The following is a 433-nucleotide window of genomic DNA, read 5'->3' on the forward strand; positions in this document are numbered from 1 at the left end:
TTTCATGCGGGCGATGGCCTTGTCGAAGTCGTTCAGGCTTTCGATGTAGAGGTAGTCTAGGTTACGCTTTTGACTGGTAAACAGGCCTGCATTAGGGTATTCTGCCTTCAGCTCTTCTAAGTACAGCTTGCCGTAACGGTTGCCCACTGAGTAAGAAGCTACTACAATTAAGTAATCGTCTGTGGTGTCGTTGCTTTGAGTTTGGGCTGCGGTTTGTTGTGCAGCTTGTTCTCTTGCCAATTGTGCCTGTCTATCTCTTTCTGCTTGAGCCACTGCTTCTTGTCTTTGTCTTTCTGCCTCTTGCTCGGCTTTGATCCTTGCTTCTTCGGCCTGTACCGCCTCTAGTTTGCTCTGTGCTTCTTGATCGAAGCTGGCTTGTAGTCTGGCCTGCTCTGCGTCTTTCATCTGCTGAAGGATTTCATCAAAGCGGGCG

General features: G+C 49.2%; 1 protein-coding gene. It reads right to left on the reverse strand.

Going from position 1 to position 433, the window contains the following annotated elements; all coding sequences use genetic code 11:
• Nucleotides 1–405 (reverse strand): hypothetical protein (locus tag MB14_RS09125; RefSeq protein WP_446238829.1); only part of this gene is annotated, 405 nt, incomplete at its 3' end.
• Nucleotides 406–433: the final 28 nt, after the last annotated feature.

Origin of the sequence: Roseivirga ehrenbergii, from assembly GCF_001593005.1 — a bacterium.
Classification (GTDB): domain Bacteria; phylum Bacteroidota; class Bacteroidia; order Cytophagales; family Cyclobacteriaceae; genus Roseivirga; species Roseivirga ehrenbergii.